General features: G+C 67.0%; 21 protein-coding genes and 1 pseudogene. 14 read left to right on the forward strand and 8 right to left on the reverse strand.

All coding sequences use genetic code 11. From position 1 onward, the window contains the following. The 3 genes from M3A49_RS36060 to phaR all read left to right on the forward strand — a co-directional run. Positions 1-1139, forward strand: a 1139-nt coding sequence (locus tag M3A49_RS36060) for an acetyl-CoA C-acetyltransferase (protein ID WP_266233146.1), incomplete at its 5' end; no start/stop codon positions are given. A gap of 1 nt (position 1140) precedes the next feature. Then, positions 1141-1839: a 3-ketoacyl-ACP reductase gene (locus M3A49_RS36065; RefSeq protein WP_266233173.1), complete on the forward strand. Its 699-nt coding sequence runs from the start codon at positions 1141-1143 to the stop codon at positions 1837-1839. Between the two features lie 151 nt (positions 1840-1990). Further along, positions 1991-2596, forward strand: a complete 606-nt coding sequence (gene phaR / locus M3A49_RS36070; protein ID WP_266233148.1) for a polyhydroxyalkanoate synthesis repressor PhaR — start codon at positions 1991-1993, stop codon at positions 2594-2596. Between the two features lie 141 nt (positions 2597-2737). On the opposite strand, the pseudogene M3A49_RS36075 reads toward phaR, so the two are convergent. After that, a pseudogene (locus tag M3A49_RS36075) lies at positions 2738-3038 on the reverse strand (helix-turn-helix domain-containing protein). A gap of 318 nt (positions 3039-3356) precedes the next feature. Between M3A49_RS36075 and rimO the strand changes: the two are divergent. The 5 genes from rimO (at position 3357) to M3A49_RS36100 (ending at position 8847) form a co-directional block, all read left to right on the forward strand. Beyond that, complete coding sequence (rimO, locus tag M3A49_RS36080) at positions 3357-4694, forward strand: 30S ribosomal protein S12 methylthiotransferase RimO (RefSeq protein WP_254355844.1); 1338 nt, start codon at positions 3357-3359, stop codon at positions 4692-4694. 5 nt (positions 4695-4699) lie between these two features. Next, positions 4700-5650, forward strand: a complete 951-nt coding sequence (locus tag M3A49_RS36085) for a sugar kinase (protein WP_266233149.1) — start codon at positions 4700-4702, stop codon at positions 5648-5650. A gap of 37 nt (positions 5651-5687) precedes the next feature. Beyond that, positions 5688-6872, forward strand: coding sequence for a beta-ketothiolase BktB (bktB, locus tag M3A49_RS36090; RefSeq protein WP_266233150.1), 1185 nt, complete (start codon positions 5688-5690; stop codon positions 6870-6872). Positions 6873-6932: 60 nt separating this feature from the next. Then, positions 6933-7538, forward strand: coding sequence for a hypothetical protein (locus M3A49_RS36095; protein WP_266233151.1), 606 nt, complete (start codon positions 6933-6935; stop codon positions 7536-7538). Positions 7539-7641: 103 nt separating this feature from the next. Continuing rightward, a complete protein-coding gene (locus tag M3A49_RS36100) occupies positions 7642-8847 on the forward strand; it encodes a cystathionine beta-lyase (protein WP_254355848.1) in 1206 nt (401 codons plus the stop codon). A gap of 81 nt (positions 8848-8928) precedes the next feature. Here M3A49_RS36100 and serB read toward each other — a convergent pair whose 3' ends face one another. Next, complete coding sequence (serB, locus tag M3A49_RS36105) at positions 8929-9768, reverse strand: phosphoserine phosphatase SerB (protein ID WP_254355849.1); 840 nt, start codon at positions 9766-9768, stop codon at positions 8929-8931. A gap of 364 nt (positions 9769-10132) precedes the next feature. On the opposite strand from serB, the gene ligD reads away from it, so the two are divergent. Both ligD and M3A49_RS36115 read left to right on the forward strand, forming a co-directional pair. Beyond that, on the forward strand, positions 10133-11185 hold the full coding sequence (ligD, locus tag M3A49_RS36110) for a non-homologous end-joining DNA ligase (RefSeq protein WP_266233152.1): 1053 nt from the start codon (positions 10133-10135) through the stop codon (positions 11183-11185). 303 nt (positions 11186-11488) lie between these two features. Next, entirely contained in the window at positions 11489-12058 is a 570-nt protein-coding gene (locus M3A49_RS36115) for a DUF6013 family protein (RefSeq protein WP_266233153.1), read from the forward strand. Positions 12059-12125: 67 nt separating this feature from the next. Here M3A49_RS36115 and M3A49_RS36120 read toward each other — a convergent pair whose 3' ends face one another. Both M3A49_RS36120 and M3A49_RS36125 read right to left on the reverse strand, forming a co-directional pair. Continuing rightward, a complete protein-coding gene (locus tag M3A49_RS36120; RefSeq protein ID WP_266233154.1) occupies positions 12126-12938 on the reverse strand; it encodes an ABC transporter permease in 813 nt (270 codons plus the stop codon). After that, positions 12935-13681 carry an ABC transporter ATP-binding protein gene (locus tag M3A49_RS36125; protein ID WP_266233155.1) on the reverse strand — a complete coding sequence of 249 codons (747 nt, stop codon included), beginning with the start codon at positions 13679-13681 and terminating at the stop codon, positions 12935-12937. Before M3A49_RS36125 ends, M3A49_RS36120 begins: the two co-directional genes overlap by 4 nt. Before the next feature lie 130 nt (positions 13682-13811). On the opposite strand from M3A49_RS36125, the gene M3A49_RS36130 reads away from it, so the two are divergent. Further along, positions 13812-16370 carry an AsmA family protein gene (locus tag M3A49_RS36130; RefSeq protein ID WP_266233156.1) on the forward strand — a complete coding sequence of 853 codons (2559 nt, stop codon included), beginning with the start codon at positions 13812-13814 and terminating at the stop codon, positions 16368-16370. Positions 16371-16452: 82 nt separating this feature from the next. Here the strand turns inward: M3A49_RS36130 and M3A49_RS36135 are convergent, their stop codons facing one another. Then, entirely contained in the window at positions 16453-16953 is a 501-nt protein-coding gene (locus M3A49_RS36135) for a hypothetical protein (RefSeq protein WP_028206958.1), read from the reverse strand. Positions 16954-17467: 514 nt separating this feature from the next. Between M3A49_RS36135 and M3A49_RS36140 the strand changes: the two genes are divergently transcribed. The 3 genes from M3A49_RS36140 to M3A49_RS36150 all read left to right on the forward strand — a co-directional run bounded on the left by M3A49_RS36140 (position 17468) and on the right by M3A49_RS36150 (position 21794). Further along, positions 17468-19120 carry a sensor histidine kinase gene (locus M3A49_RS36140; RefSeq protein ID WP_266233157.1) on the forward strand — a complete coding sequence of 551 codons (1653 nt, stop codon included), beginning with the start codon at positions 17468-17470 and terminating at the stop codon, positions 19118-19120. Between the two features lie 77 nt (positions 19121-19197). Then, complete coding sequence (locus tag M3A49_RS36145; RefSeq protein ID WP_133186021.1) at positions 19198-19698, forward strand: response regulator; 501 nt, start codon at positions 19198-19200, stop codon at positions 19696-19698. Positions 19699-19796: 98 nt separating this feature from the next. Then, positions 19797-21794, forward strand: coding sequence for a response regulator (locus M3A49_RS36150; RefSeq protein ID WP_266233159.1), 1998 nt, complete (start codon positions 19797-19799; stop codon positions 21792-21794). A gap of 77 nt (positions 21795-21871) precedes the next feature. Here M3A49_RS36150 and mscL read toward each other — a convergent pair whose 3' ends face one another. The 3 genes from mscL to argE all read right to left on the reverse strand — a co-directional run bounded on the left by mscL (position 21872) and on the right by argE (position 24751). Next, positions 21872-22318 (reverse strand): large conductance mechanosensitive channel protein MscL, encoded by a 447-nt coding sequence (gene mscL, locus M3A49_RS36155; protein WP_254355855.1) that lies wholly within the window; start codon positions 22316-22318, stop codon positions 21872-21874. 177 nt (positions 22319-22495) lie between these two features. Further along, entirely contained in the window at positions 22496-23506 is a 1011-nt protein-coding gene (locus M3A49_RS36160) for a threonine/serine dehydratase (RefSeq protein ID WP_254355856.1), read from the reverse strand. 21 nt (positions 23507-23527) lie between these two features. Continuing rightward, entirely contained in the window at positions 23528-24751 is a 1224-nt protein-coding gene (gene argE, locus M3A49_RS36165; protein ID WP_266233161.1) for an acetylornithine deacetylase, read from the reverse strand. Positions 24752-24881 lie beyond the last annotated feature (130 nt).

Genomic DNA, 24881 nt, shown 5'->3' on the forward strand with positions numbered 1-24881 from the left:
GCAAATTCGGCGGTTCGCTCGCGAAGGTGGCGGCGCCCGACCTGGGCGCGATCGTCATCAAGGCCGCGCTCGAGCGCGCGGGCGTTACGCCCGAGCAGGTGAGCGACGTGATCATGGGTCAGGTGCTCACGGCCGGTTCGGGCCAGAACGTGGCGCGCCAGGCATCGATCAAGGCGGGCCTGCCCACGGCCGTTCCCGCCATGACGATCAACAAGGTGTGCGGCTCGGGCCTGAAGGCGGTGATGCTCGCGGCCAACGCGATCATCGCGGGCGATTCGGACATCGTCGTGGCCGGCGGTCAGGAGAACATGAGCGCCGCGCCGCACGTGCTGCCGGGCTCGCGCGACGGTTTCCGCATGGGCGATGCGAAGCTCATCGACAGCATGATCGTCGACGGCCTGTGGGACGTGTACAACCAGTATCACATGGGCGTGACGGCGGAAAACGTCGCGAAGGAATACGGCATCACGCGCGAGGAGCAGGACGCGTTTGCGGCGCTGTCGCAGAACAAGGCGGAAGCCGCGCAGAAGGCCGGCCGCTTCGACGCGGAAATCGTGCCGGTGGCGATTCCGCAGCGCAAGGGCGAGCCGCTGCAGTTCGCGACCGACGAATTCGTGCGCCACGGCGTGACGGCGGAGTCGCTCGCGGGTCTGAAGCCCGCGTTCAACAAGGAAGGCACGGTGACGGCGGCGAACGCGTCGGGCCTCAACGACGGCGCGGCTGCGGTCGTGGTGATGTCGGCGAAGAAGGCCGAGGCGCTGGGCCTCACGCCGCTCGCACGCATCAAGGCGTACGCCAGCGGCGGCGTCGATCCGAAGGTGATGGGCATGGGTCCGGTGCCGGCGTCGAAGCGTGCGCTGGAGCGCGCGGGCTGGTCGGTGAACGACCTCGATCTCATGGAGATCAACGAGGCATTTGCCGCGCAGGCGCTGGCCGTGAACAAGCAGATGGGCTGGGACACGTCGAAGATCAACGTGAATGGCGGGGCGATTGCGATCGGACACCCGATCGGCGCGTCGGGCTGCCGGATTCTCGTGACGCTGCTGCACGAAATGCAGCGCCGCGATGCCAAGCGCGGTCTGGCCTCGCTGTGCATCGGCGGCGGCATGGGCGTGGCACTCGCGCTCGAGCGCGCTTGATATCGGAACGGGCATTTGCCAGCGCCTCGCCAAGCAGGGTTTTACGGTGGTCGCCGGCTGTGGCCCGCATTCGCCGCGCCGCGTGAAGTGGCTGGAAGATCAGAAGGCGCTCGGTTTCGACTTCGTGGCCTCGGAAGGCAACGTGGGCGACTGGGATTCGACGCGCCAGGCGTTCGACAAGGTCAAGGCCGAGGTCGGTGAAATCGACGTGCTCGTGAACAACGCCGGCATTACGCGCGACGTCGTCTTCCGCAAGATGACGCGCGAAGACTGGACGGCGGTGATCGACACCAATCTCACGAGCCTCTTCAACGTCACGAAGCAGGTGATCGACGGCATGGTCGAGCGTGGCTGGGGCCGCATCATCAATATCTCGTCGGTGAACGGCCAGAAGGGCCAGTTCGGGCAGACCAACTATTCCACGGCCAAGGCCGGCATTCACGGCTTTACGATGGCGCTGGCCCAGGAAGTGGCGACCAAGGGCGTGACGGTCAATACCGTTTCGCCGGGCTATATCGGCACGGATATGGTGAAGTCCATCCGTCCCGACGTGCTGGAAAAGATCGTCGCGACGATTCCCGTGCGCCGTCTCGGCGCGCCCGAGGAAATCGCGTCGATCGTGGCGTGGCTCGCGTCCGACGAGTCAGGCTTTGCAACCGGTGCTGACTTCTCGCTGAATGGCGGGTTGCACATGGGCTGATCCTGAGCGCCGCGCGCCTGCAGGGGACGCGCGAAGCTGGGATCGAGGACGGCAGCGGGCCTGTTTGCTCACCGGGGCAGGCACGCTTGACGGGCTAGGCGAACGCGCGACGGCAGCGGCTGCCGCGCGTTGGCGCTAACAAGGGCGACACATGACGACTACAAAGAAAACCGCCGAACGTCTCATCAAGAAATATCCGAATCGTCGGCTGTACGACACGGAGACGAGCACGTACATCACGTTGGCCGACGTGAAGCAACTCGTGCTGGAGCAGGAGGAGTTCAAGGTCATCGACGCGAAGACCAACGAGGATCTGACGCGCAGCATCCTGCTGCAGATCATCCTCGAGGAGGAAAGCGGCGGTCTGCCGATGTTCTCGTCGTCGATGCTGTCGCAGATCATCCGTTTCTATGGTCATGCGATGCAGGGCATGATGGGCACTTACCTGGAAAAGAACATCCAGGCGTTCATCGACATCCAGAACAAGCTCGCGGACCAGTCGAAGAGCCTCTACGAAGGCAACGCGATGAATCCCGAGGTCTGGTCGCAGTTCATGAACATGCAGGCGCCGATGATGCAGGGCATGATGACGAGCTACATCGAGCAGTCGAAGAACATGTTCGTGCAGATGCAGGAGCAGATGCAGAACCAGGCGAAGAACATGTTCAGCAGCTTCCCGTTCAAGCCCGTGCCGCCGGGCGGCGCAGCGGCGCCGGCGCAGGGCGCGCCCGAGGGCGGCGAGGAAGAGAAGAAGTAAGCGGCGCGGCGCACACGGCGGGTGGCGCGCGCTGGCAAGTCGCGGCGCGCTTTCGCATATCCGGCGCGCCGTGGCGGCCCGTTGCCGCGCGAGCGCCACGCTTTGTGAGGCAGTGGGTGATGCCGCCGCCTTTATTTACTCTCAGGCGCTTTGCAGGTCGCGCAAGGCTTCAGGGTGCGCCACGGCCAACCGCAAAAGGGATTGTGCGGCGCCGGTCGGCTGGCGCCGGCCTTGGCTCCCAGTCCTGCAGCGTACGCGTGGAAACGCCAGGCAGTGCCGCGAACGCGCTCTGCGAGAGACCGGCGCTCGCACGCGCGAGCGCGGCGGCGGTGGGCTTGCGGCCGGTGACGCGCAACGCGCCACTCGAGGCGCCCCGGCGCGCTTTCAACCCGCGCACCGAGTCCAGCAGTTCAGCCTGAAACGGGTCCATTTTCTCGTTCATGTTTTCGCTCTCTCCGCACATCCGGTTCAGGTTGCGTTTGACCGCGCGCCGGGCGCACGCGGCGAAAATTATCCGGATGCGCAGTTCGCAGGCGAGCGATAGCTGAACAAAGTTTGATTCTGTCCATATTCCACCCGACCCTGACGCTACGAGGCACGCACCCACCATGCTGCGCCGCACGATACGCCAAGCGGGTAAAATGGCGGATTGGCTTGACCCTCGCGCGGCGCTACCTCGCCCTGCGCCCCATATCCGGACGTACACGTGAAAAACCCTGTTGAATCAACGACCCCCCGCAATCCTGCTCCGCGCGTCGGGATGGTTTCCCTCGGCTGCCCGAAAGCGCTTGTCGACTCCGAGCAGATCATTACCCAGTTGCGCGCCGAGGGTTACGAAATCTCGGGGTCTTACGACGGTGCGGATCTCGTGGTCGTCAACACGTGCGGCTTCATCGACGAAGCGGTGCAGGAGAGTCTCGACGCCATCGGCGAAGCGCTTTCCGAGAACGGCAAGGTAATCGTCACCGGCTGTCTCGGCAAGAAGGCGAGCGCGAGCGGCTCGAACCTGATCGAGGAAGTGCATCCGAAGGTGCTCGCCGTGACGGGCCCGCACGCCGTGGGCGAGGTCATGCAAGCCGTGCACAGCCACCTGCCCAAGCCGCACGATCCGTTCGTCGACCTCGTGCCGGCTGCGGGCATCAAGCTCACGCCGCGCCACTACGCGTACCTGAAGATCTCCGAAGGCTGCAATCACCGCTGCACGTTCTGCATCATCCCGTCGATGCGCGGCGACCTCGTGTCGCGCCCGGTCGCCGAGGTCATGCTCGAAGCGGAGAACCTCTTCAAGTCCGGCGTGAAGGAACTGCTCGTCATTTCGCAGGACACGAGCGCTTACGGCGTGGACGTGAAGTACCGCACCGGCTTCTGGAACGGCAAGCCGATCAAGACGCGCATGACCGATCTCGTCGGCGCGCTGGGCGAGCTGGCCGCGCAATATGGCGCCTGGGTGCGCCTGCACTACGTCTACCCGTACCCGAGCGTGGACGAAGTCATTCCGATGATGGCCGAAGGTCCGTTCAAGGGCCACGTGCTGCCGTATCTCGATGTGCCGTTCCAGCACGCGCATCCTGAAGTGCTCAAGCGCATGAAGCGTCCCGCGAACGCGGAGAAGGTCATGGAGCGCGTGAAGGCCTGGCGCGAAATGTGTCCCGATCTCACGATCCGCAGCACGTTCATTGCCGGCTTCCCCGGCGAGACCGAAGAGCAGTTCGAAACGCTGCTCGACTTCATCCGCGAGGCCGAACTCGACCGCGTGGGCTGCTTCGCCTATTCGCCGGTCGAAGGCGCAACGGCGAACGAACTCGACGGCGCGCTGCCCGACGAAGTGCGCGAGGAACGCCGCGCGCGCTTCATGGAAGTGGCGGAGCAGGTCTCGGCCAAACGTATCCAGCGCAAGGTGGGCAAGACCCTCAAGGTGCTGATCGACGAGATCAACGTCGATGGCGGCATTGGCCGCACCGCGGCGGATGCACCCGAGATCGACGGCGTGGTGTATGTCGCGCCGGCGACCAGGGCGTCGAAGCGTTACAAGGTCGGCGATTTCGTTTCGGTGAAGATCACCGGCGCGGATGGCCACGATCTCTGGGGCGAGGTCTGACCGGCATGACGAGCGTCGCCCCGCAAGTCCTCGCTTATGGCGAGGCCATGGTCGAGTTCAACCAGGCGTCGAAAGACCGTCCCGAGTACTTGCAGGGCTTTGGCGGCGACACGTCGAACTTCGCCATCGCGGCGGCTCGCCAGGGTACACGCACGGGCTTCGTTTCGGCCGTCGGCGACGATCATTTCGGACGCCTCCTGACCGACCTGTGGACGCGCGAAGGGGTCGATACCGCGACGGTGCGGGTGGACGCCACGGCGCCCACGGGCGTCTACTTCGTCTCGCATGGCCCGGGCGGCCATGCCTTCGACTATCTGCGCAAGGGCTCAGCCGCGAGCCGTTACACGCCGCGCGATCTGCCGCTCGACATCATCGCGGCTGCGCGCGTGCTGCATCTTTCCGGCATCAGCGTGGCGATCAGCGACAGCGCCTGCGACGCGGCACTGGCCGCGGTCGAGCATGCGCGCGCCAACGGCGTGCGCGTGAGCTTCGACACCAACCTGCGCCTGAAGCTGTGGCCGCTCGCGCGAGCCCGTGCCGTGATGAACGAAGTGCTGCGCCTGACCGATATCTGCCTGCCCAGCTGGGACGACGTGGCGGTGCTCACAGGCCTCGACGACCGTGACGCGATCCTCGATTACCTGCTCGCGCGCGGTGCCTGCGCGGTCGCGTTGAAGCTGGGCAAGGACGGCGCCTATGTGGCGACGCCCGACGAGCGGCGCGTCGTGCCGGGCCACGTGGTCGCGGCCGTGGACGCCACGGGCGCGGGCGACTGCTTCGGCGGCGCATTCGTCGCGCGGCTCGCAGCCGGCGACGATCCGTTCGCGGCTGCGCGCTATGCGAACGCGGCTGCCGCGCTCTCGACGCTGGGTTTTGGCGCCGTTGCGCCGATCCCGTATCGCGAGGACGTCGAGCGCTTGCTTGCCGGCCAGCCCGCAAGCGAAGCGCATCAATAACAAGATTCATCCATTCAGGAAGACGAGGAGCAAGACCATGGAACGCGAAGTAGTGGTGGCAAGCGGTGTACGCACGGCAATCGGCGACTTCGGCGGCGGCCTGAAGGACTTCTCGCCGACGGATCTTGGCGCACGCGTGGTGCGCGAAGTGCTCTCGCGCGCGAACGTGGAAGGCGACGCGGTGGGTCACGTGGTGTTCGGCAACGTCGTGCACACGGAGCCCAAGGACATGTATCTTGCGCGCGTGGCCGCCATCAACGGCGGCGTTGCCCAGCACGCGCCGGCATTGACCGTGAACCGCCTGTGCGGCTCGGGCCTGCAGGCGATCGTTTCGGCGGCGCAAACCATTCTGCTCGGCGACGCCGACATCGCGATCGGCGGCGGCGCGGAAAACATGAGCCGCGCGCCGTATTCGATGCCGGCCGCGCGTTTCGGCCAGCGCATGGGCGACTCGCAACTCGTCGACATGATGATCGGTGCGCTGCACGACCCGTTCCAGACGATCCACATGGGCGTGACGGCGGAAAACGTCGCGAAGAAGTTCGGCATCACGCGCGAGGCGCAGGACGCGCTCGCGCTCGAATCCCATCGCCGCGCCGAGCGTGCGATCGCCGAAGGCCGCTTCAAGGATCAGATCCTGCCCATCTCAATCAAGTCGAAGAAGGGCGAAGTGCTGTTCGATGCCGACGAGCACGTGCGCCGCGGCGCCACGCTGGAGGACTTCTCGAAGCTCAAGCCGGTGTTCGCGAAGGAAAACGGCACGGTCACGGCCGGCAACGCGTCGGGCATCAACGACGCCGCTGCCGCCGTACTGCTGATGAGCGCGGACGCTGCCCGCGCGCGTGGCGTGAAGCCACTCGCGCGCCTCGTCTCGTACGCGCATGCGGGCGTCGATCCGGCGTACATGGGCATCGGCCCCGTGCCGGCCACGCAGAAGGCGCTCGAGCGCGCGGGTCTCAAGGTCAGTGACCTCGACGTGATCGAAGCCAACGAAGCCTTCGCGGCGCAGGCCTGCGCGGTGTCGCAGGAGCTCGGCTTCGACCCGGCCAGGGTCAATCCGAACGGCTCGGGCATCTCGCTCGGCCACCCGATCGGCGCGACCGGCGCGCTCATCACCGTGAAGGCGCTTTATGAACTGCAGCGTATCGGCGGCCGCTACGCGCTCGTGACGATGTGCATCGGCGGCGGCCAGGGCATTGCGGCCATCTTCGAACGGATTTGACGCCGACTCGTGACGCGCGGTTTTGCGCAAGGCCACTGTGCAAGTGAAGGAAGGATGCAGATGGAAGGATTGACGCAAGCACAGCGGCCGCCGCGCGCGGCCGCCCGACGGGGCAGCGCTACCCGGGCGCGCGGCTGGATCGTGGCCGCGGCCGCTGCAGCCATGGTCCTCACGCTGCCGCTCGCGGCGCGCGCGCAGGACGCAGGCGCTGCGCCGCCGGTCCAATCCACGCTCAAGCCGAACCCCGAGTTCGCGAAGCTGCCGCAATACGTCGGCACGCTCGGCCAGCGCCAGATCGTCATGCGCCTTGGCGCCAAGGCCGGCGACGACGACCCGACCGGCGTGCATGGCGAATACCAGTTCACGGACACCGGCGAGGTGATCCTGATTGCCGGCGACCACGCGGATGCCACGCTCGAAGCCGAGGACTCGAACGACGGCACGCATATCACCGGCAACTGGGTGGGCACGTTCGCCGAGGACGGCTCGCTTTCGGGCGACCGCATGGACCCGGACGATTCCCATCCGGTGCCATTCGATCTTAAGCCGCTCGCGGCGGGGTCCGCGGCTCCGGCTGTGTCGACCGGCGTGACGAGCGCGCCCGCGTCGACGCCGAACGGCGCGCATGCCGTGAACGGCGTGAGCAATCTCGTCATCGGGCAATAAGCGCCGCTGCGGGTGTTACTCTTCGGTATGCGGCGTTGCACGCGCCATTGCGCGAGCCGCGCGTCGCAACGTCATCGCGCCTCAACCGAATTCGCCTTCCGACATGACCAAATCCGACTCCAGCCGCGCATTGCAGACGCGCATCGTTCACCCGCAAGACGACCTCACGCCCGGCTTCGAGTCGTTTGCCGCGCCTGTCACGCGGGCGTCGACCGTGGTGTTTCCCGACCTCGCTTCGGTTCGCGCGCTCGACTGGCGCAACGACGCGCAATGGCGCTACGGCCTGCACGCCACGCCCACCTCGGCCATGCTGCAAAAGCGCATCGCCGAGATCGAAGGCGGCGAGCATGCGCTGCTGCAACCCTCGGGCCTCTCGGCCATCTCGAACGTCTACTTCGGACTGCTGAAGTCGGGCGACGATGTACTGATCCCCGATAACGTCTATTCGCCGAACCGCGACCATGGCGACTGGCTCGCGCGAGATTTCGGCCTCACGGTGCGTTATTACGAACCGATGATCGGTGCGGGCATCGCCGAACTGATCCAGCCGAACACGAAACTGATCTGGCTGGAAGCGCCCGGCTCGGTGACGATGGAAGTGCCCGACGTGCGCGCGATCACGACGGCGGCGCGCGCGCGCAATGTCGTGACGGCCATCGACAATACGTGGTCGGCGGGCCTCGCCTTCAAGCCGTTCGAGCACGGCATCGACATCTCGGTGCAGGCGCTCACCAAGTATCAGTCGGGCGGCAGCGACGTGCTGATGGGCGCGACCATCACGGCAGACCGCGATCTCTATCTCAAGCTCAAGGCCGCGCGCATGCGGCTTGGCATTGGCGTCTCGGTCGACGACTGCTCGCTCGTGCTGCGCGCACTGCCGAGCATGAAGGCGCGCTTCGAGGCGCACGATCGCACCGCGCTCGCACTCGCTGGCTGGCTCAAGACGCGCCCCGAAATCGCGGCGACGCTGCACCCGGCGTTCGAAGATTGCCCGGGCCACGAGTTCTACAAGCGCGACTTCACGGGCGCGGGCGGTCTCTTTTCCGTAGTGTTCGACGAGCGCTATAGCGCGGCGCAGATCGACACGTTCTGCGAGTCGCTCGAACTCTTCGCATTGGGCTGGAGCTGGGGCGGGGCGCATAGTCTCGCGATGCCGTACGACGTCGGTTCGATGCGCACGGCTGCGAGCTGGCCGCATCGCGGCACGCTGGTGCGCTTCTACATCGGTCTCGAAGAAGAAGCCGATCTGCGCGCCGATATCGAGCGCTCGCTCGCGAGGCTCGCGGAAAAAACAAGCACGCCTGAATAATCCGCACAAAGCCACAACGGCCGCTCGCGTCCACAAGGACACGAGCGGCCGTCGACGTGTCTGCCCGCCGCGAAAACCGGATCAGAAAAGACGCAGCAACCCGTCGAGCCCGACGAAGTTGAACGCGACGCTCGCGGCCTCGCGCACCACCGGCTTCGCGCGGAACGCCACCGACAAACCGGCCACGCCCATCATCTTGAGGTCGTTCGAGCCGTCGCCCATTGCGATTGCGCGGCGCGGGTCGATGCCGATTTCGGCACAGGTTTCGGCGAGCGTACGCGCCTTCACGTCGGCGTTGACGATCTCGCCCGTCACGCGGCCCGTGAGCTTGCCGTCGACGATTTCGAGCGTGTTCGCGCGCGTGTAGTCGAGCCCGAGGCGCGCTTTCAGGCGCTCGGTGAAGAACGTGAAGCCACCGGAGACCAGCAGCGTCTTCAGCCCCGCGGCCTTCGCGCCGGCGAGCATCTGTTCGGCGCCCGGCGAGAGCTGCAGGCGTTCCTCATACACACGCTCCAGCGCGCTCGCGTCGAGCCCCTCGAGCAGCGCCACGCGGCGCGTGAGGCTCTCGTTGAAGTCCTTGATCTCGCCGCGCATCGAGGCTTCGGTAATTGCTGCGACCTCGGCCTTCAGACCGCAGAAGTCGGCGATTTCGTCGATGCATTCGATCGTGATGAGCGTCGAGTCCATGTCCATCGCCAGGAGGCCGAAATCGGCCAGCGCGCGGCCGGCGTCGACGAATGCATAGTCGAGCTGATGCGTGCCGCAGTAGACCTCGAGGTCGGCGCGCTGGGCCGGCTCGGCGTTCTCGATGCGCAGCGCGTGGGCGTCGATCGGCGCGAGGCGGCTGCCGCGGGCGAGGCCGAGGAGCGGCTTGTGATGGACGGTGTCGAGCGGGGCGGGACTCTGGATGACGAGGTTCATGGCAGGACAGGCGAAGCCGACGCACGGCGTCGTCGGATTGATCGGATGAAAAAGGGCGCGGTCGCGCGTGTGCGTGCAAGACCCCGCAGTGCTCCTGCAGTGCGCGGTAAAGCCCGTCATTGTAACGTCCCGCCGACCGCTGCGGTCGCACACGCCGCCCGTCGCGTTTGCGCGCCTCGCGGATACTTCCCCGTTTTTGGCGTGCGTTTGCGAACACCTTGCAGCGACGAAAGCGCCCATTCGAGGCACAATGAAAGCTCGTGCGGCGATCCAACGGGGGCGGCCGCCGCGCGCCGTCAACCGAACGTGTCGCGACTCGCGTCGCGCGATGCGTCATGTGCGCCACGGCGCCAGGGGAACCGGTATGCAGGACGCCCGCAAGGCCCCAGCCACGACATCTGCCCGAACGCCGCGCGGCGAGCGGGCCCCGACATCGGACGCCGCCGCACCGGCCACGCCTGCCGCGTCCGTGCACCGCTTGCCTCGTAGCGCACGGCGCCGGCGTGATGACTCCGCCGACAGCGAAATCGACGGCATACGCATCACGAGCGCAAGGCGCGTCATCGATGCGGACAGCGGGACGCACAAGCTCGAGGTCGTGCGCTACTACGAGCGCGCCGCGCGCTGGATCCTGCCGCATCTGCGCGATCGCCCCGTGTCGCTCGTGCGCGCACCGCGCGGCCTGAGCGGCGAGATGTTCTTCCAGCGCCACCGCGCTCGCGCGCCGCTGCCCGAACTCACCGAACACGAAGGGCTCGACCCGGGCCATCCGCCGCTGCTCACGATCGATACGGCGAGAGCGCTGGTGAGCGCCGCGCAGATGGACGTCATCGAGCTGCACACCTGGAACGCTAGTGTCCACGACATCGAGCGGCCCGATCGGGTCGTGTTCGACCTCGACCCCGATCCGGCGTTGGGCTGGGACCGTATGATCGAGGCGGCGCAGTCCACGCGGGCCTTGCTTGCGGAACTGAGGCTCGAATCGTTCTGCAAGACGAGCGGCGGCAAGGGCTTGCATATCGTCGTGCCGCTCACGCCGGACGCGGGCTGGGATGACGCGAAGGCGTTCGCTCGTGCGGTTGCGCAGCATCTGGCCTCGGTTTGGCCCACGCAGATCACGGCCACCATGGGCCCCGAACACCGCAAGAAGAAGATCTTCGTCGACTACCTGCGCAATGCGCGCGGTGCGAGCACGGCGCTCGCGTATGGCGTGCGGGCGCGGCCGGGCATGGGCGTGTCCGTGCCGATCGGCTGGGACGAACTGGAGGCGACGACGGGCGGCGCGCAATGGACGCTTGCGACGATCGACGCGCGCCTCGCGCAGGTCGAGCAAGCCGATCCCTGGGCAGCCTATGGGCGCGTGCGCCAGACGTTGACGGCGGAGCTGACGCTGGGTCTCGAAACCGCCGGCAAGTAGCGGCGCGAGGTGAGGGTTTGCGCGTGCCGTGTATGCACGACGAGTCGGCCACGCAGACGCCGCCCGGCGCCAACGGTGCGCTGTCGGACGGCAAGCAAATTGCTGGCGATGACAAGCAGGATAAAACCTGGTCCGTTCGATGCATGTGCTCGGCGCAAGGCAGCGCGCAGCGCGCTAGACTGCTAACAGACCATCCGCCGCACGGGAGCGGAGCGTCGTACCTGGCGTTTCGCGGCTCGCCGCGTTCGTTGCGTACGCCGCTTTTCGCTCGCGGGCGCGGCCGTTCCCGCCAGGAGGTGACGCATGCCTTGCCGCAGCTCCCGCCATACTCGCCGCCGCCCCGCGGTGCTCGTCCAGTTTGTCCTCGCCGCTTCCTGCGCGATCGCGCCGCCGGCATTCGCGGCCACGCCGATCACGGTCACCTCGAAGGCCGCGACCGACGGGCCGATCCGCTACACCGTGCGGGTCGCGTCGAAGGCGTTCGGCGACGCCCAGGAGACCCGCACCCTGCGCTCGGGCGATACCGACGACTTCACCTGGCGCACCACGCCGCCGGGCGGTGCGGTCGCGACGCCGCAAGGCTGCCCGGACTACGCCTCGTTGCCGCTCGACGCGAATGGCGCGATGGTCCGGCAGACCCAGGTGCGTCTGGCGCCAATCGTCGCGAGCAACGGCACGGCCACCGTGCAGGTGAGCTTCCGCGCCCAGGCGCCGCACGGCACGCAGACGGTGTCGAGCAACGGCGCTTCGCTCACGTGCCCCGCCGTGGTCGCGCATAGCGAGGTCACCCACCTCACGATGCCCACCAATGGCACCGCGAAGACGCTCAAGCTCAGCGACGGCACGCAAATCTCGATCTCGGCGCAGCGCTAGGGCGCGGCTCGAGCGGGAGGGCCGGCGAGACGCACCAGGCGTGCCGGCCGCGCACGCCGCCCAGGCTTTAAGCGCGTGTCTTGCGCTCGATGAGCCGCGCAACGAGAAAGCGATGCTGCGGCGAGAACAGGCGCCGGTACGCGAGCAGCACCGCGCCCACCGTGCCGAGCGCCGACGAAGCCGCGATCAGGAACATGATCACGATCTGATAGCGGACGGCCTGTAGCGGCGATTGCCCCGCGAGCACCTGGCCCGTCATCATGCCGGGCAGGCTTACCACGCCAACGATGGCCATCTGGTTGAGCGTCGGAATCATGCCGGCGCGCACGGCCTCGCGGGCGCTCGCCTGCGCGGCTTCCCAGCGTGTGGCGCCCAGCGCGAGCGCGCTCTCCACACGGTCGCGCCGCGCGGTCAGCTCCTGCATCATGCGCTCCACGCCGAGCGACACGCCCGTCAGCGTGTTGCCGAGAATCATGCCGAGGATCGGAATCGCATATTGCGGCTCGTACCACGGCCGGATGCGGATCACCACGAAGAGCCCGACTGCCGCCACGAGCCACGCGCTCACCCAGATCGACACGATGCTGTCCGCGCGCTGCCCGCCATAGGTGCGCGCGCCGCGCTGCGCCCCTGCGAAGCCGGCGATCAGCGTCATGAGTACCATGAGCGGCAGCACGACGTACCAGCGGTTGAACGCGAACACCCAGCCGAGCACGTAACCGATCGCGAGCAGCTGCACGACGGTGCGCACGGCGGCCCACGCCAGCTTGCGTTCGAGGTCGAGCTTGAGCAACAGGGAGACCGCGCCGTTGACGAACACGAGGAGCGCCGCAATGGCGACGTCGCCGATGCCGAGGTTCTGCAGCACGCCGGGGCTCATTGCGCGGCTCCCTGGGTGAACGCCGCGCGCGTGGCGGGTTCTTCGAGCACACCCGCGCGCATCGTCAGATGCCGCGCGCCCACGCGCTGTGCCTGGGCGGGATCGTGCGAGACCCAGACCGTGGCGCGCCCCGTGCGCGCCTCATCGAACCAGCCGGCGACGAGCGCTTCGACGGCGCGCGCCGATTCGGGGTCGAGAGACGCGGTCGGCTCGTCGAGCAGGAGCGCTTCGGGATCGAGCTGGAGCACGCGCACGAGCGCCACGATCTGCGCTTCGCCGCCCGAAAGCTCGGCGGTGTCGCGCGCGAGGAAGTCGCTGGAACGGCCAGTGGCGGCGAAAAGCGCGCTGGCGCGCGCCGGGTCGAATCGCACATCGCGATATACCGCTAGCGTGTAGGGGTAGCGCAGATTGTCCTCGACGCTGCCGTCGAGCAGCGCAGGCCGCTGCCGCAGGTACGCAATATGCCGCCGATAGTGGACAATGCGCCCGCGCGTGACCGCTTCGCCGTGCCAGCGCACGTCGCCGCCATCGAGCGGGTCGAGCAGCGCGAGCGCGCGCAGGAACACACTCTTGCCGGAGCCGGACGGTCCCGTCAGCACGGCGCGCTCGCCAGCCTGCAGGGTGAAATCGGTGGGATGCAGCAGCCACTGGCCGCGTTGCGCGTCGCGCCGGGCGATCTGATGCGCCTCGACGAGCGGCACGCCACTGGCGTGGGGTGGGGGAAGTGGGGTGTGCTTGAGCATCGAAAGATTGCAAACAGGGCAGGCATACAGGTCGTGCGAGGCAGTCATGCAGATATAACCGGGCACGCTGACTGCTCTTGCGGTATTGCAACATGGCAGGCCATACAACAACGCATAACGTGGAGTACGCATGACGTCACCGCAGCCCAAGCCTTTCCGACTCGGCCGCACACTCGCCAGGATCATCGCATGGCTCGTCGCGGTTGTCGTCGTGTTGATTGCCGTGCTCGTCGTCTTCATCCTGACGTTCGACTGGAACCACGCCAAACCCTACGTGAACGAGAAGGTCACCGAGGCCATCGGGCGGGCGTTCGCGATCGAAGGCGATCTCAAGGTGGGCTGGCAGCGGCCGCCCGGCGAAACGGGCTGGCGCGCGTGGGTGCCCTGGCCGCGTTTTTCCGCCACGCAGATCGAGATCGCCAATCCCGACTGGACGAAGTCCCCGCACTTCGCCACGCTCGACGAGATCGACTTCGAGGTGGCCGTGCTGCCGCTGCTTGCGCACGACATCGTGATTCCGGCGATCAATCTCGTGAATCCGTCGATCGACGTCGAGCGCCTCGTCGACGGGCGCAACAACTGGACCTTCAAGCTGCCCGCCTCGAGCGGACCGTCGACGTGGCGGCTCGATCTGCACGACATCACGTTTTCGAGCGGCAATATTGCCGTGAGCGACCAGCAGACGAAAACCGACGTGAAGATCACGGTGAGCCTGCTCGGGCACGGCATCCCGATCGGCAAGGTGATGGAGGAGCAGGAAGCGGCGTCGCGCCAGGGCTCCGCGCAGGTCATCGGGCGTGCGGGCGCGAACCGGCTGACCCAGCAGGTCAACAAGGAGCAGGCTTCGGAGGCGGCGGCCGCCAGCGAGGCTAGCGGTGCGGCTAGCGGTGCGGCTAGCGGTGCGGCGGCTTCGGGCGTGCCGGCTGCCGCGAGTGTTGCCGGCACAACCACGGGCACGTCGAGCGCAACAAGCGCGCCCGCAGCCGGCTCGCAGAAACTCGCCGCGAGCGGCGCCAGCGGCGCCGTCGTCGGCTCGGGCACGGCGCCCGCGCAGCCGCCCGTGAAACAGCCGTTCTACGCGATCGGCTGGACGATCAAGGGCACCTATGGCAAGACGGCGCTCTCGGGCGACGGCAAGCTCGGCGGCGTGCTCGCCCTGCAGGACGCGAAGCGCCCGTTCCCGATCCAGGCCGACGTGCGCGTGGGCGACATGCACATCGCGCTGGTCGGCACGGTCACCGACCCCATGCATCTGGCCGCCGTCGATCTGCGCCTGTGGCTGCAGGGGCAAAGCCTGGCGCATCTCTACAACCTCACCGGCGTGACGTTGCCCGAAACGCCGCCGTATGCCACCGAAGGCCGCTTCGTCGGCAATTTCAAACGCGGCGCGAGCGTGTTCCGCTATGAGAACTTCACGGGCCGCGTCGGCGGCAGCGATCTGAACGGTACGGTGGTCTACGAGCAACGCACGCCACGGCCGCTCCTGAGCGGCGAGCTGGTCTCGAACCTGCTGCAGTTCTCGGACCTCGCGCCGATCATCGGCGCTGACAGCCGTGCGAGCAAGGAAAAGCGCGGCGACACCGTGACCCAACCTGCCGATCGCGTGATTCCGGTCGAGCAGTTCCGCACCGACCGCTGGAACGCCATCGACGCCGACGTCAAGTTCACGGGGCGGCGCATCATCAAGCAGGGCAGCCTGCCGGTGCAGGACCTCTACACGCACGTCATGATGACGAACGGCGTGCTCGTGCTCGACCCGCTGCAGTTCGGCGTGGCAGGCGGCACGCTCGGCACGCGGCTGAACCTGGACGGCAGCGGCGCGCCGCTCAAGGCGCGCGGCACGCTGGAGGCGCGCCACCTGAAGCTCAAGCAGCTATTCCCGAACTTCAAGACGATGCAGTCGGCGCTCGGCGAGATCAACGGCGACGCATCGCTCACGGCGACCGGTAACTCGCCGGCGGCGCTCGCTGCGACCTCGAACGGCGAGGTGAAGCTGCTCGTCACGCAGGGCACGATCAGTATGCTGCTCATGGAGGCGGCGGGCCTGAACGTGGCGAACGTGGTCTACGAAAAGCTGTTCGGCTCGCGCGACGTGAAAATCAATTGCGCCGCGGCCGACTTCGTCGCCACCAACGGCGTGCTCGATCCGCGCGTGTTCGCGCTCGACACCGACGACGCCGTGATCGACATCGACGGCCCGATCGATCTGCGCGACGAGTCGATGAACATGAAGGTCCATCCGCATACCAAGGGCTTCCGCATTTTCACGCTGCGCTCGCCGCTCTACGTGAAGGGCACCTTCAAGAACCCGCATGTGGGCGTGGATGCGACGGCGCTTGCGCTGCGCGGCGGCGCCATGATCGGGCTCGGGCTGATCAACCCGTTCGCCGCGCTGATTCCGCTCATCGCGCCGAGCAACAACAAGCCGCTGCCGTGCGACACGCTGTTCGCGCAGATGCATCAGCATCCCGTGGCGCCGCCGCCGGGCCAGAAAATGCACGCGCTGCCAAAGCCCGACCTCGGAAGCGCAGGCACGGGCGCGAGCGCGGCTGCGGCGACTGACAAGGGCGGCAAGGGCGATAAGGGTGACAAGGGCGCGAAAGCGGGCCCGGCAATGCGCAGCGCGCCGTCGCCGGCCTCGGCTGGCAAACCGACGCAAGGGCAGGAGCCGCTCTACAAGGGAAGCTGATTCGGGAAGCGGACGCGAAAAATACTGCGCCGGGTCAATCGACCCGGCGCAGTGCCGTAGTGAACTTCGTTGGAAGCGCGACCTAGCGCAACGAACGCGGCGCCGTGTCGCCGGCGGCGTCCTGGCGGCGCGTCACGCGCCGGGTGGTCATGGTCGGACGCGCGGCGCCGAACTCGGGCAGGACCCGGCCGCGCGCGCGGCTCGCGAACACAAGGAAGCCGAAGCCGTCCGCCTCGTACCAGTAACCGCCGTTCTCGAGGCCTTCGATCGGCTGCTCGAGCGCGTGAGCGATCGATTCGATGCAGCGCTTGCGCAACTCGCTCGTGCCCGGATAGGGCGGCTGCGCACCGCGCACGCTGCACAGGAGCACGTCGAGCCCCGGCAGGATATGCGCATACAGCACGGGCTCGTCCTGCGCGCGCGCACGCGCGATCTTGGTATCAAGTTGGCCGAACGGTTTGAAGTGGCTCAGCACGGCGAGAAATGACTCATCGCCGTCTGCCTTGACGCGTTTGCGCTTTTTCGGGAAGGACATAAAAATTCGCCTGAAAAAGGTGGATTGCAGTACACGCAGCGTTCCCATGCGACCACTCCCGGACTGGTGCGCCGCACGTCGATCCTTTATAGCACACGGATTTGCTGTCTTCATGAGGATCGAGATGGGGACGGTCCGCTTGAACGGCGCGCGGACCGCCTGTAGCGATCCGGCCTGCGCGGCCCGGCTTGCTGCCCCTGTTTCAAAACCCTCATCGCGTTCGCAAACGCCATGCCGGATCGCACGTCGCGCTCATGTAGATATCCCGGCGCTCTCTCGCTTGTCTCCGTCTCAATAATAGACCTGTGTGTGCGCTCGGTGTGGCGAATTGCCGCAAAAAAGCGGGTTTTCCACGACGCGAGGTGTGTGGTGTCACATACATTGTCATCCTGAAAAATCGCGCAGATAATGTTGCGGTTCGGGTGCCCGCGGTTGCCCCAGGCGCCCCCAGCTGGCTGGTTTTGCGAGGGCGGACGCGGCGCGAGAGCTTGCAAAACGCATTGCAGAACGCATGGCGAAAAGCACGGCGCGCCGCCCAGACCCGCCACCGAACCAGACCGACATGAAACTCTTCGCCAAGGGGCTCTTGCTGATCGCGATTCCGAGCGTCGTCGAACTGGCGCTGCTGGGTGTCGTGTTCGACGCGCAGGGAAAGGCCGCGCTCGCGGCCAAACGCGCCGAGAACACGCAGCAAATCCTTTGGCAGGCCAACAGTCTCGTCGACCCGTTGCTGCGCGAAGCCGCGCGCGTGCGCACCGGCATCGTGCTCGAAGACCCTTCCTTCATCGATCGCCACGCCGTCTGGACCGAGTTCTCCGACCGCATCACGCTGCTTGCGCGGATGGTCGCCGACAATCCGCCCCAGCTCGCGCGCGTCGAGCGCATGCGCGACGCCGCCTATGCATGGCGCAAGGAAGCGGGTGATATTGCCGATGCGCTGCGCACGGGACATAGCGCGCCGTTTGCGCGCGTGGCGGGCAACGGCATGCCGCCCGAGATCGAGACGGTGCGCGAGGTGCTGGGCGAGTTCATCGCCGAGGAGACGCGGCTCGACGAGGCCCGCGCGGCGATGCTGCGCGAGACGCGCGAGCGCCAGCAGGACGCGCTGATTTTCGCCGTGGTGGGCTCGATGCTGATCTGGGCGTTCACGGCGATGGCGTTTGCGCGCAACGTGGGCGTGCGACTCGCCGCGCTCGGCGCGAACGCCGAGCGTCTGGGCGATGGGGCGCCGCTCGCGCCGCCGCTCTCGGGCGACGATGAAATCGCGGCGCTCGATGCGGTGCTGCATCAGACGAGCGCGCGGCTGCGCGTGGCCGAGCGCGAACAGACCGCGCTGAAGGCGCAGCTCCAGGCGCGCGCCGCGGATCTCGCGAGCGCCAACGAGCATTTGCGCCAGGAGAGTCAGGACAACGAGATGTTCATCTACAGCGTGTCGCACGATTTGCGCTCGCCGCTCGTGAACCTGCAGGGTTTTTCGAAGGAACTGCAGGTATCGTGCGACGACTTGCGCACGCAGGTCGACGCGGCGGGGCTGCCCGAACACGAATATCGCGCGATGGCCGAAGTGCTCGACGGCGATGTCGACGAATCGCTGAAATTCCTGCGTCAGGCGGTGGCGCGCGCGGCGGCCATCATCGAGGCGCTGCTGCGCATCTCGCGCGCCGGACGCCTCGAATACCGCTGGCAGCGCGTCAACGTCGCGCGGCTCGTCGAGCGCGTGCTCGGTGGCCTCGCCGAGGAACGCACGAAGGCCGCGCGCATCGAAGTGGGCGAGTTGCCGCCCGCGTGGGGCGATCCGGCCGCGCTCGAGCAGATCTTCGGCAACCTCATCGAGAACGCGCTGCACCATCTCGATCCCGCGCGGCCGGGTCGGGTCGAGATCGGCGCGCTGGAGGCCGGCGCGCAATCCGCCGGCGAACCCGGTAAAAGCGCGGGAAAAGGCCCCGGAAAATCAGCGGCCGGAGAGCCTGGCGAACGTACGCGGACTTATTTTGTGCGCGACAATGGCGTTGGTATCGCGCAGGCGTATCTGCCGAAGCTGTTCCGCGCCTTTCAGCGGCTGCACGGCGGCGAATCGCCCGGGCAGGGCACCGGCCTCGCGCTCGCCAAGCGGATTGCGGAGCGGCATGGCGGGCGCGTCTGGGTCGAATCGACCGAGGGCGCGGGCTCGACGTTCTTCGTCGCGCTGCCGGACCAGCCGTTGCGTACCACATAGCGGGTATTCTGGCGCGCGCTGCGCGGCAAGCTTTCAACAAGCCTTAAAAAGTTCATGCAGGACGTAGGAGAGTCGAGATGACGAACGGGGAACAGGTCAGCATCGTGCTGATCGAAGACGACGACGGGCATGCCACGCTGGTCGAGCGTAACCTGCGCCGTTCGGGGATCTCGAACGGCTTTCTGCGCTTTCGCGACGGCCAGGAGGCGCTCGATTATTTTTTCGGCACGCCGGGCGATAACCCGGCTGCGGCCGCGCACTGGCCTTCGCGCGACGCGCTCGGCAATTTTGTCGTGCTGCTCGACCTGCGCATGCCGCGCGTGGACGGCTTCGAGGTGCTGCGGCGCCTGAAAGCGGAGCCCGCCACGGCGTCGGTGCCGGTGATCGTGCTCACGACCACCGACGACCCTCGCGAAATCGAACGCTGCTATGAGCTCGGCTGCAACGTGTACATCACGAAACCGGTCGAATATGACGCGTTCATCGAGGCCGTTCGCCGGCTCGGCTTCTTTCTCCAGGTCGTCAAGCTGCCGCCGGGACATCGCTTCGTCCAGGCGCGGCCGGCCGGCGCCCAATAACGCATCACGCATGCATCACGCATGGAATCATCACGCATTGGCAATCGAATGGAAGAACGGCGGCAAACCGGACCCGTGCCCGAAGGGATGCTTCGCGCATGACTGAGGTACCCACGATGCTGGACGGCGCGCGCGTGCTCGTTGTCGACGACGACGAAGGCATTCTGCGCCTCGCCCGCAAATCGCTTCTGCGCGCCGGTGCGCGCGTGGACACCTGCACGGGTGTCGGGGAGGCGTGCGCGCTGCTCGCCATGCAGACGCCCGATGTGCTCGTGCTCGACTATCAGCTCGACGGCGCGGAAACGGGCCTCGACTTCTTCCGTCGCCTGCGCGCCGACGACGTGCGCGTGCCGGCCATCCTCGTGACCGGCTTCACCGACGAATCTCGCGTGATCGCCGCGTTGCGCGCGGGCGTCTCGGACGTGGTGCCGAAATCGGGCGACTATCTCGACTACCTGCCTGAAGCCGTCGCGCGCGTGCTCTCGCAGGTGGCGCTGCAGCGCGCCTCCGACGAAGCGCTGCTCCTGCGCGACCGCGAAGAGCACTACCGCACGCTCTCCGAAGCCTTGCCGCACCTCGTGCTCACCTGCGCCGCGGACGGCAATTGCGACTTCGTCTCGAAGCAGTGGCTCGACTACACGGGTCTCGACGCGGGCCAGTCGCACGGTCTCGCGTGGCTCGACGCCGTGCATGCCGACGATCGCGAGGAGATTCGCCACACGTGGCTCAAGGCCGTGAGCAGCGGCGCCCCCGACTATCGCCACGAGTTGCGGATTCGCCGCCACGATGGCGTCTACCGATGGTTCGATGTCCGAATCGTTCCGATGCGCGACCCGCGCGGCGGCGTGAACAAATGGTTCGGCAGTTGCACCGACATCGACGCACAGCGCGAAGCAACCCAGGAGCGCGAGCGCCTGCTCGCCTCGGAGCAGGCCGCGCGGCAGACCGCTGAAGAAGCCAATCGCGCGAAAGACCGCTTCCTCGCCATGCTCTCGCACGAGCTGCGCACGCCGCTCACGCCGGTGCTCGCGGGCACGCGTCTGCTGGAGCAGATCCCGGGCCTGCCCGATGCGGCGCGCGCGGGCGTGCTGATGATCCGCCGCAATATCGAACTCGAGGCGCGTCTGATCGACGACCTGCTCGATCTCACGCGCGTGGCCAATGGCAAACTGAGCCTTGCGCTCGAGACGGTCGACGTGCACGACGTGATCGAGGCCGTGCTCGAGCTGTTCCACAGCGAAATCCAGATCAAGCAGCAGGATGTGCACGTCGATCTGCGCGCGCAGCAGCATTACGTGCGCGGCGACCGCGCGCGCCTGCAGCAGATGCTCTGGAATCTCGTGCGCAACGCCGCGAAGTTCACGCCGGACGGCGGCCACATTTACGTGCGCACGCGCGACGAGCGCATGCAGGTGGAAATCGAGGTCGAGGATACGGGCATCGGCATCGCGCCCGAGCAGATCGGCAAGCTTTTTCATGCCTTCGAGCAGGGCAGCCACAATCTCACGCGCCAGTTCGGCGGACTCGGTCTAGGTCTTGCCGTGACGCGGGCGCTGACCGAGGCGCACGGCGGCAACGTGAGCGCGAAGAGCCCCGGCGCGCATTGCGGCGCGACCTTCACCATCGTGCTGCCGACCGCGGCGCGTGGCGAGGGGGCGGCAGCGACCGCCGAGCTGCGCGGGCCGCATCGGGTGGGCGCGCTGAACATCCTGCTGATCGAGGATCACGAGGACACCGCCGAGGTCATGTCGCAGCTGATGCGTGCGGGCGGCCACGAGGTGGCGGTGGCGGGCAGCGTAACCGGCGCGCTCGCGCTCACGGCCAGCATGGCCTTCGACCTCGTGGTGAGCGACATCGGCCTGCCGGATGGCTCGGGCATCGACTTCATCCGGGCGTTTCGTGCGCAATCAACGGCGCCGGCCGTCGCGCTCACCGGCTTCGGCACCGACGAAGACGTGCGCCGCAGCGTCGAAGCGGGCTTTACTGCGCACCTCACGAAACCCGTCAACTTCGAGCAGCTCGAACGGCTGATCGAAGAGGCCGCAGCCGCGCGCAGCGCGGCGGCCGAGCCCGATTCCGCCGCGCCTCGTCCCTGACGCTGTCTGGATCCGGGCACAAAAAAGCCCGCGCGGCCTTACGGCGGCGCGGGCTTTTGTCTGGGCGCTCGTGCGGCTCAGCGCGGATTGCTCTGCAGCGAATCGCGGATCTCACGCAGCAGCAGCACGTCTTCGGGCGTGGGCGGCGGCTCGGCGGGCGCAGCCACTTGCGGCTGGCGCAGCTTGTTGATGAACTTCACCATCAAAAAGATGATGAACGCGAGAATGACGAAGTTGATCACCGCGGTGATGAACGAGCCATAGCCGAACACGGCCACGCCCGCGGTCTGCAGATCCTTGTACGATTCGGGGTTGCCTTTATAGCTGGCCGGAATGTGGCCGAGCCGCACGAACATGTTCGAGAAGTCGAGGCCGCCGGTGATCACGCCGATGACCGGCATGATGAGGTCTTTCACGATCGAGTTGACAATGCTCGAGAACGCGCCGCCGATGATCACACCGACGGCGAGATCCATCACGTTGCCTTTGACGGCGAATTCCTTGAACTCCTGGACGATGCTCATGAGCGGGCTCTCCCTGAATGGCGCAGCACGGGGCTGGGGTCAATACGGCGTATTGGCGCAATCATAGCGAACGCATCCGTATCGCGGTAGCAATTTGACATTCCCTGACGTTTTGCCGTGGACCGGCGACGAAGTCCCGGCGAACGCACGCGGCGTGCCTACGACGCGTGCGCCGCGCTAGTGCGCGAGCGAGATCTGCTGGTGGAAGCTCGCCGGGTCGGTGTTGGTGCCACACAGCAGCACGCCTACGCGCTTGCCTTGCAGCGTGTCGCGCAGCGGCCCGAGCAGCCCCGCCGTGGCGGTGGCGCAAGCGGGCTCGACGGCGAGCTTGAGCTGCTCGAAGAGCACGCGCATTGCGCTGCGCAAGGCGTCGTCGGTGACCGTGACGACGCGCTCGAGATGACGGCGGCACAGCGTATAGCTGTATTGCTCCGCATGCGGCGCCATGAGCGAGTCGGCGATCGAGTGCATGTGGGTCAGGCGCACCGTATGGTTCGCGGCGAAGCTGCGGCTCATCACGTCCGACCCCTCGGGCTCGACGCCATACACGCGCACGCGCGGATTCGCGAGCCGCAGCGCGGTGGCGACGCCCGCAGCGAGCCCGCCGCCGCCGATGGGCACGACGACCGCGTCGAGATCGGGCGCCTGGGTGGCCCATTCGTAGCCGAGCGTGGCCGTGCCGAGCACCGTGCGATAGCCGTTGAAGGGATGCACGAAATAGCGACCCTCGTCCGTCTCGATACGGCGCACGATCTCGAACGCCTCGCTGCTGTTGCCCGCTACGACAATTTCCGCGCCAAAGCGCTTGCACTGTGCGACGCGCGCCGCGCTCGCGGTGCGAAAGAGCACGACTTTCGCGCTGATGCCGAGGCGCATCGCCGCATACGCTACCGCAATCGCGTGATTGCCGCCCGAAACGCACGTGACGCCGGCGCTGCGTTGCGCGGCGTCGAGGGCGAGCAGATGCGTGAACGCGCCGCGCACCTTGAAGCTGCCGCTCGACTGCAGCAGCTCGAACTTGAAATTCACGAGCGTCGCTTCGAGCGTGGACAGATCATGGCGGTCGAACACCGGCGTGCGCAGCACCCACGGCGCGAGCGCGAAATGCTGCGAGGCGATCTCGTCGAGCGTGGGGATCGCCTCACCGTCGATCGTGTGGCTGGTGGGCAGCGGCGCGGCGGTGGACATGATGTTGCGCGTCCGGCGTAGTTACTGTGCCAGGGCTTCGACGGACATGCCGTGCACGAGCTTGCGCAGGAAACCTTCGCAGGCCGCGAGCTGTTCGAGCGAGACGTATTCGTTCGGCTTGTGCGCCTGCTGGATGTCGCCGGGGCCGCACACCACGCTCGGAATGCCCGCGCGTGCGAACAGGCCCGCCTCGGTGCCATAAGCCACCTTGCGGCGCGACTGATCGGCGGTGAGCGCGCGCACGAGCTGTGTGATCGCGGCCTGCTCGGTGGCGTCGAGGCCGGGGGCTGCGGCGATCTTCGTGAACTCGATCGCGCCCACCGCGTGCTCGCGCTGCATTTTCGGCACGAGCGTTTCGCGCGCGTACTGCTCGACGCGCGCGAAGATCGTGTCGGGGTCGAGCGTCGGCAGATTGCGGAACTCGAACGCGAAGCGGCATTCGGCCGGCACCGTGTTGATGGCGTTGCCGCCTTCGATCGTGCTGGTTTGCGCGGTCGTGAACGGCACATCGTAAAGCTCGTCGAAGGGGCCGTTCGCGCGGAACGCGTCGGCCATGTCGCGGATGTAGCAGATGAGGCGCGCCGCGTACTCGATCGCGTTCAGGCCGCGCGGCGTGAGCGACGAATGGGCGGCCTGGCCGCGCACGCAGCACTGGTACGCGTTGATGCCCTTGTGCGCGACGATGGGGTGCATGCTCGTGGGCTCGCCCACGATGCAGCCTTCGGGCTTCACGCCGCGCTTCACGAGTTCTTCGATCATGAGCGGCGCGCCCACGCAGCCCACTTCCTCGTCGAACGAGAGCGCGAGGTGCAAGGGCTTGGCGAGTTTCGTCTGCTGGATCTCGGGCAGGAGCGTGAGCGCGGCGCCGATGAAACCCTTCATGTCACAGGTGCCGCGGCCATAGAGCAGGCCGTCACGAATCTCGGGCTTGAACGGGTCGCTGTCCCATTTCTGGCCGTCCACGGGCACGACGTCCGTGTGCCCCGAGAGCACGATGCCGCCGTTCGTTTCGCCGTCGTGCGCGGGGATCGTGGCGAACAGGTTGGCCCATTTGCCGTCGCGGCCATAGGTGAGCGTCGACTCGATGCCGCGCGCGCGCAGATCGTCGCGCACGGTCTCGATCAGGCCGAGATTCGGATGGCGGCTGACCGTGTCCATGGAAACCAGGCGGGTGACCCAGGGGAGCGAGGCGGGAAGGGCGGCGGAAGGCGTGGACGACTGCGCTGTTTCAGCGGCGAGGGACATGTTGGACTCCAGCTTGCTTGTATTCTTCATCTTACCCAAAAAGAATGGGGCAAGCCAAAGCTGCGGGCAGTGCGGCGTCCCACGCAGCAGGCGACCGCGCTGGGCATGGCGCACTGCAGCAAGACGTGAA

The sequence above is a fragment of the Paraburkholderia sp. CNPSo 3076 genome (assembly GCF_026343935.1).
Lineage (GTDB): Bacteria > Pseudomonadota > Gammaproteobacteria > Burkholderiales > Burkholderiaceae > Paraburkholderia > Paraburkholderia nodosa.

Bases quoted from the DNA above. Each gene is read 5' to 3' on its own strand.
- M3A49_RS36085 (WP_266233149.1), top strand. From the start codon at position 4,700: ATGACGAGCGTCGCCCCGCAAGTCCTCGCTTATGGCGAGGCCATGGTC.
- serB (WP_254355849.1), bottom strand. From the start codon at position 9,768: ATGAACCTCGTCATCCAGAGTCCCGCCCCGCTCGACACCGTCCATCAC.
- M3A49_RS36100 (WP_254355848.1), top strand. From the start codon at position 7,642: ATGACCAAATCCGACTCCAGCCGCGCATTGCAGACGCGCATCGTTCAC.
- M3A49_RS36095 (WP_266233151.1), top strand. From the start codon at position 6,933: ATGGAAGGATTGACGCAAGCACAGCGGCCGCCGCGCGCGGCCGCCCGA.
- bktB (WP_266233150.1), top strand. From the start codon at position 5,688: ATGGAACGCGAAGTAGTGGTGGCAAGCGGTGTACGCACGGCAATCGGC.
- argE (WP_266233161.1), bottom strand. From the start codon at position 24,751: ATGTCCCTCGCCGCTGAAACAGCGCAGTCGTCCACGCCTTCCGCCGCC.
- mscL (WP_254355855.1), bottom strand. From the start codon at position 22,318: ATGAGCATCGTCCAGGAGTTCAAGGAATTCGCCGTCAAAGGCAACGTG.
- M3A49_RS36135 (WP_028206958.1), bottom strand. From the start codon at position 16,953: ATGGGAACGCTGCGTGTACTGCAATCCACCTTTTTCAGGCGAATTTTT.
- M3A49_RS36150 (WP_266233159.1), top strand. From the start codon at position 19,797: ATGACTGAGGTACCCACGATGCTGGACGGCGCGCGCGTGCTCGTTGTC.
- rimO (WP_254355844.1), top strand. From the start codon at position 3,357: ATGGTTTCCCTCGGCTGCCCGAAAGCGCTTGTCGACTCCGAGCAGATC.
- M3A49_RS36125 (WP_266233155.1), bottom strand. From the start codon at position 13,681: ATGCTCAAGCACACCCCACTTCCCCCACCCCACGCCAGTGGCGTGCCG.
- phaR (WP_266233148.1), top strand. From the start codon at position 1,991: ATGACGACTACAAAGAAAACCGCCGAACGTCTCATCAAGAAATATCCG.
- M3A49_RS36120 (WP_266233154.1), bottom strand. From the start codon at position 12,938: ATGAGCCCCGGCGTGCTGCAGAACCTCGGCATCGGCGACGTCGCCATT.
- ligD (WP_266233152.1), top strand. From the start codon at position 10,133: ATGCAGGACGCCCGCAAGGCCCCAGCCACGACATCTGCCCGAACGCCG.
- M3A49_RS36140 (WP_266233157.1), top strand. From the start codon at position 17,468: ATGAAACTCTTCGCCAAGGGGCTCTTGCTGATCGCGATTCCGAGCGTC.
- M3A49_RS36160 (WP_254355856.1), bottom strand. From the start codon at position 23,506: ATGTCCACCGCCGCGCCGCTGCCCACCAGCCACACGATCGACGGTGAG.
- M3A49_RS36145 (WP_133186021.1), top strand. From the start codon at position 19,198: ATGACGAACGGGGAACAGGTCAGCATCGTGCTGATCGAAGACGACGAC.
- M3A49_RS36130 (WP_266233156.1), top strand. From the start codon at position 13,812: ATGACGTCACCGCAGCCCAAGCCTTTCCGACTCGGCCGCACACTCGCC.
- M3A49_RS36115 (WP_266233153.1), top strand. From the start codon at position 11,489: ATGCCTTGCCGCAGCTCCCGCCATACTCGCCGCCGCCCCGCGGTGCTC.